The sequence below is a fragment of the Mycobacterium sp. NPDC003449 genome, from assembly GCF_053588415.1.
Map to the genome: position 1 here is coordinate 1 of NZ_JBSFPX010000317.1, position 4,727 is coordinate 4,727.

Annotated in this window: 6 protein-coding genes and 1 pseudogene; 6 read left to right on the forward strand and 1 reads right to left on the reverse strand. The window is 68.1% G+C overall.

What is annotated here, in order from left to right; genetic code table 11:
• Positions 1 to 81, forward strand: an 81-nt coding sequence (locus tag ACWDTP_RS37470) for a hypothetical protein (protein WP_450028278.1), incomplete at its 5' end; no start/stop codon positions are given.
• A gap of 86 nt (positions 82 to 167) precedes the next feature.
• Positions 168 to 566, forward strand: a complete 399-nt coding sequence (locus tag ACWDTP_RS37475) for a GlcG/HbpS family heme-binding protein (RefSeq protein ID WP_450028273.1) — start codon at positions 168 to 170, stop codon at positions 564 to 566.
• On the opposite strand, the gene ACWDTP_RS37480 is transcribed toward ACWDTP_RS37475, so the two are convergent.
• Positions 563 to 1,270 carry a (2Fe-2S)-binding protein gene (locus ACWDTP_RS37480; protein WP_450028274.1) on the reverse strand — a complete coding sequence of 236 codons (708 nt, stop codon included), beginning with the start codon at positions 1,268 to 1,270 and terminating at the stop codon, positions 563 to 565. The genes ACWDTP_RS37475 and ACWDTP_RS37480 overlap by 4 nt on opposite strands.
• 137 nt (positions 1,271 to 1,407) lie before the next feature.
• Between ACWDTP_RS37480 and ACWDTP_RS37485 the strand changes: the two genes are divergently transcribed.
• The 4 genes and pseudogenes from ACWDTP_RS37485 to ACWDTP_RS37500 form a co-directional block, all read left to right on the forward strand.
• Positions 1,408 to 1,836 carry a diol dehydratase small subunit gene (locus tag ACWDTP_RS37485; protein ID WP_450028275.1) on the forward strand — a complete coding sequence of 143 codons (429 nt, stop codon included), beginning with the start codon at positions 1,408 to 1,410 and terminating at the stop codon, positions 1,834 to 1,836.
• 8 nt (positions 1,837 to 1,844) lie between these two features.
• Entirely contained in the window at positions 1,845 to 3,557 is a 1,713-nt protein-coding gene (locus tag ACWDTP_RS37490; protein ID WP_450028276.1) for a propanediol/glycerol family dehydratase large subunit, read from the forward strand.
• 1 nt (position 3,558) lies between these two features.
• The gene (locus ACWDTP_RS37495) at positions 3,559 to 4,152 is read left to right on the forward strand and encodes a propanediol/glycerol family dehydratase medium subunit (RefSeq protein WP_450028277.1); all 594 of its coding nucleotides are present in this window, start codon (positions 3,559 to 3,561) and stop codon (positions 4,150 to 4,152) included.
• Positions 4,152 to 4,727: pseudogene (locus ACWDTP_RS37500) on the forward strand (diol dehydratase reactivase subunit alpha); the annotation flags it as partial. The gene ACWDTP_RS37495 and the pseudogene ACWDTP_RS37500, both read left to right, overlap by 1 nt.

Consider the following 4,727-nt stretch of genomic DNA (forward strand, 5'->3'; position numbering starts at 1 on the left):
CACAAGATGATGCTCGACCACTACCAGCAGACCAAGAACCTGCTGGTCAGCTACAGCAACAAGGCCCAGGGCTTCTTCTAAACGCCCCGCCGAACGTTGGCTTGTGTGCGAAAAATCCCGTCGAACTCGCACACAAGCCAACGTTCGTATGACACGAAAGGACCGCAATGGGTTCACTGCCGCTGCAGACGGCGCAGAAGGTGATCGACGCCGCCACCGACAAGGCGAACCAGATCGGCCAGCCGATGAACATCGCCGTGGTCGACGACGGTGGCCATCTGGTGGCGTTCGTCCGGATGGACGGCGCGATCAAGGCCAGCATCGACATCTCGATCCGCAAGGCCAGGACCGCGGTCATGATGAACCTGCCCACCAGCGCGCTCACCACGGTCTGCCAGCCCGGTGGCGAGCTCTACGGCCTGGAACAGACTTCTGGCGGTCTGGTGGTGTTCGGCGGGGGCATCCCGCTGGAGTCCGACGGTGTGGTGCTCGGCGCGGTCGGGGTCAGCGCGGGCAGCGTCGACCAGGACGTCGCGGTCGCCGAAGCCGGTGTGGCAGCGCTCTAGCCGTCCACCAGCACGCAGTCGCCGCAGTAGCCGCCGCCCGGCACCTGGTAGAACAGGCAGCAGTTGCGCCTGCGGAACCGGCCGTCGACGATGCCTGCCGAGCCGGTCAGCGGATCCGTGGCGATCAGGGCCGCGACCAATCCGCGTGCGCGCCCGGCCGATTCCGGGCAGGCCCGGGTCAGCACCGTCACCGCGCCGTGGGCCGCCGACGCGATATTGCCCCACATCACCCGGGGCGAGAGCGAAACCGCTTGCCGCATGGTCTCGTTGAACGGGGCCAGGACGTCAGCGATCAGCGGGTCGACGATGGCGGCCGCGGCGCGCCGCGGGTCGGTGGCGGGGGCCCAGCTCACCCGGCCGGCGCCCAGGGCCGGCCGGTGCGATGAAGTCGGTTGCCAGAACAGGGTTTCCGGTGTCAGCATCGGGACGGCGCCGAAGCGTCCGGCCGCACCGATGGCCGGGGACAGCAGCCGGGCGACGATCGACAGATGCACCGAGGACGCGGCGGCCTTGAGTGGTACCGACGCCGCCTCGACAGCCATCCCCGCCGCGATCGCCGACCTGGCCGCCAACGCGTACCGGTGCACTGCCGACGCGTCGCCCAGCAGCGACATGACCGGTGCCCAGGACGGGTCGGCGGAAACCTCGGGCAGGGCGAAGAACTCGCCCAGCCCGGCGACCGCGCGCAGGTCCGGAATGTCCATCGCCGCCACACGTTAGCCCGCGATCGCCCATCGCGCCCCGATCTACCCGCTGACCTGGGACGCAACCTTCGTGCAACGTGACGCAACGCACAATTGGGGGAGCTCTATGGCCGTAACACTCGAGTTGGGAACCGTGCATGACAGAACCGAATCTCGATCCCTCGGTGGACTATCCGCTGAGCAGCAACCGCACCGACCTGCTGCTCACCCCCAACGGCAAGCCGATCGACGGCATCACGATGCAGGCGGTGATGGCGGGCGACATCGACGCGTCGGATTTGCGGATCACCCCGCAGACGCTGCGGTTGCAGGCCCAGATCGCCGAGAAGGTCGGGCGCAGGCAGCTCGGCGGGAACCTGCGCCGCGCCGCCGAGATGACCGCGATCAGCGATGAGCGGGTGCTGCAGATCTACAACGCGTTGCGGCCCAACGCGTCCACCAAGGCCGAGCTCGAAGCGATCGCCGACGAACTCGACGGCCAGTACGGCGCGGGTCTGCTGGCCGGCCTGGTCCGTGAGGCGGCCGACGTCTACGAGCGTCGCGACATCCTGGCCACCAGCGAATAGGAGCACCCGTGACGACAGCCAGAAAACTCAGCGCTGACGGCAAGCGGCAGTCGGAGCGCACCAAGGTCCTCGAGGACCGGCCGGTCAACCTGGACGGATTCGTTCAGGAGTGGCCCGAGGTCGGCATGGTCGCGCTGGACAGCGCCTTCGACCCCGAGCCGAGCGTGCGCGTCGTGGACGGGGCCATCGTCGAGATGGACGGCCGGGCCCGCGCCGATTTCGATTTCATCGACCAGTTCATCGCCGATCACGCGATCGACGTGACCACCACCGAGCAGTCGATGGCGATCCCGGCCGTCGAGATCGCAGGCATGCTCGTCGACCCTCGGGTGACCCGCGACGAGGTGATCGCGGTGACCGGTGGGCTGACCCCGGCCAAGCTGCTCGAAGTCATGAAGGCGATGAACATCGTCGAGATCATGATGGGCATCCAGAAGATGCGGGCCCGCCGCACCCCGGCGAATCAGGCGCACTGCACCAGCGCCAGGGACAACCCGCTGCAGGTGGCCTGTGAGGCCGCCGAGGCGTCGTTGCGTGGATTCTCGGAAGTGGAAACGACTTTGGGCGTGGTGCGGTACGCGCCGCTGGTCGCCATGGCCCTGCAGATCGGCAGCCAGGTCGGCACCGGCGGCCGGCTGACCCAGTGCGCGCTCGAGGAGGCCACCGAGCTGGAACTCGGGATGCGCGGTATCACCGCCTACGCCGAGACCATCTCGGTGTACGGCACCGAGTCGGTGTTCGTCGACGGCGACGACACCCCGTGGTCGAAGGCGTTCCTGGCGGCGGCCTACGCATCCCGCGGGATCAAGATGCGGTTCACCTCGGGCACCGGATCGGAGGTGCAGATGGGCAACGCCGAAGGCCGGTCCATGCTGTACCTGGAGATCCGCTGCATCCTGGTGGCCAAGGGCGCGGGTGTGCAGGGCCTGCAGAACGGTTCGATCTCCTGTATCGGGGTGCCGGGTGCGGTGCCTGCTGGTATCCGGGCGGTGGCGGCCGAGAACCTGGTGGCCTCGGCGGTGGACCTGGAATGCGCCTCGGGTAACGACCAGTCGTTCTCGCACTCGCCGATGCGGCGCACCGCGCGGCTGCTTCCGCAGATGATGCCGGGTACCGACTTCGTCTGCTCGGGCTACTCGGCACCGCCCAACTACGACAACATGTTCGCCGGATCCAATCTGGACGCCGAGGATTTCGACGATTTCAACACCATTCAGCGTGACCTGCAGATCGACGGCGGTCTGCGGCATGTCGGTGAGGCCGAGATCCTCGCGGCGCGCCACCGCGCAGGCAAGGCGCTGCAGGCGGTCTTCGGGTATCTGGACCTGCCGACGATCTCCGACGCCGAGATCGAGGCCGCCACCTATGCGCACGGCAGCCGCGAGCTGATCCCGCGCGATGTGCTGGAGGACCTGAAGGGCGCCCAGCAGGTGATGGACCGCGACATCACCGGTCTTGATCTGGTCAAGGCCCTGGAATCGACCGGCTTCTCCGATGTCGCCGAGAACCTGTTGACCGTGCTGCGCCAACGGGTTTCGGGTGATCTGCTGCAGACGTCGGCGATCATGACCCGCGACCTCAAACCGTTGTCGGCGGTCAACGACCGCAACGACTATGCGGGCCCCGGCACCGGCTACCGCCCGTCGGGTGAGCGCTGGGAGGAAATGAAGCGGTTGCGGCACGTGACGAGCGCCGAAAACCCGGAACTGGAGGTGGAGTGACATGCCGGATCCCGTCACCGAACGGACCATCACCTTCACCGGCGAGACGCCGGCCGAACCGGGTAAGCGCTCCGACGAGGTGGTGCTGGCGATCTCGCCGGCCTTCGCCGATTTCTTCAGCCAGACCATCATCGGGCTCTCACATGCCGACGTGATCCGCCAGATCCTGGCCGGCATCGAGGAGCAGGAGGTCAGCGCACGCTGCATCCGGGTCCGGCACAGCAGTGACCTCGCGGTGCTGGCGCACACCGCCGCCAGGCTGTCCGGGTCGGGCATCGGCATCGGCATCCTGTCCCGCGGTACGTCGATGATCCACCAGCGCGACCTGCCGCGGCTGTCCAGCCTCGAGCTGTTTCCGCAGAGCCCGCTGATGACGCTGGAGACCTACCGGCTGATCGGCTCCAACGCCGCGCAGTACGCGAAAGGCGAGTCACCGGAACCGGTCCCGACGCTCAACGATCAGATGGCCCGGCCCCGCTGGCAGGCCAAGGCCGCGCTGCTGCACCTCAAGGAGACCGAACAGATCCGCAAGCAGGCCCGGCCCGTCGAGGTGGTGCCGCAGTTCGTCGAGGCGGCCGGCGCACTGGGCACCTGATGGCTCGTACCGTTGTCGGCGTCGACATCGGTAACTCGACGACCGAGGCCAGCGCCGCGACCATCGAGCCCGACGGGGCGGTCCGGTTCCTCGGCGCCGCGCTGACGGCCACGACGGGTATCAAGGGCACACCCAAGAATGCCGACGGGGTCGCGGCCGCGGTGGCCCGCGCCCTCGATGCCGCTGGGGTGGCCATGGCCGATCTCGATGTGGTGCTGCTCAACGAGGCGACGCCGGTGATCAGCGGACTGGCGATGGAGACGATCACCGAGACCATCATCACCGAGTCGACGATGATCGGGCACGATCCCCGCACCCCGGGTGGCCGGGGGCTCGGGGTCGGCACCACGGTCGCCTTCGACGCGCTCGGTGAGACACCCTCCGGCGCAGAGGTGATCGTCGTCGTCGCGAAGGGCGTCGATTTCGAGGTCGCGGCCCGCGCCATCAACGCCGCGGGCCAGCGCGGCGTCCACGTGACCGGCGCGATCCTCGGCAACGACGACGCCGTGCTGGTGGTCAACCGGCTCGACACCGCGATCCCGGTCATCGACGAGGTGTCGCGGATCGACGCGGTT

Excerpts from the sequence above, each read along its gene's own strand:
- ACWDTP_RS37495 (WP_450028277.1), top strand. The coding sequence starts at position 3,559 with ATGCCGGATCCCGTCACCGAACGGACCATCACCTTCACCGGCGAGACG.
- ACWDTP_RS37475 (WP_450028273.1), top strand. The coding sequence starts at position 168 with ATGGGTTCACTGCCGCTGCAGACGGCGCAGAAGGTGATCGACGCCGCC.
- ACWDTP_RS37480 (WP_450028274.1), bottom strand. The coding sequence starts at position 1,270 with ATGGACATTCCGGACCTGCGCGCGGTCGCCGGGCTGGGCGAGTTCTTC.
- ACWDTP_RS37485 (WP_450028275.1), top strand. The coding sequence starts at position 1,408 with ATGACAGAACCGAATCTCGATCCCTCGGTGGACTATCCGCTGAGCAGC.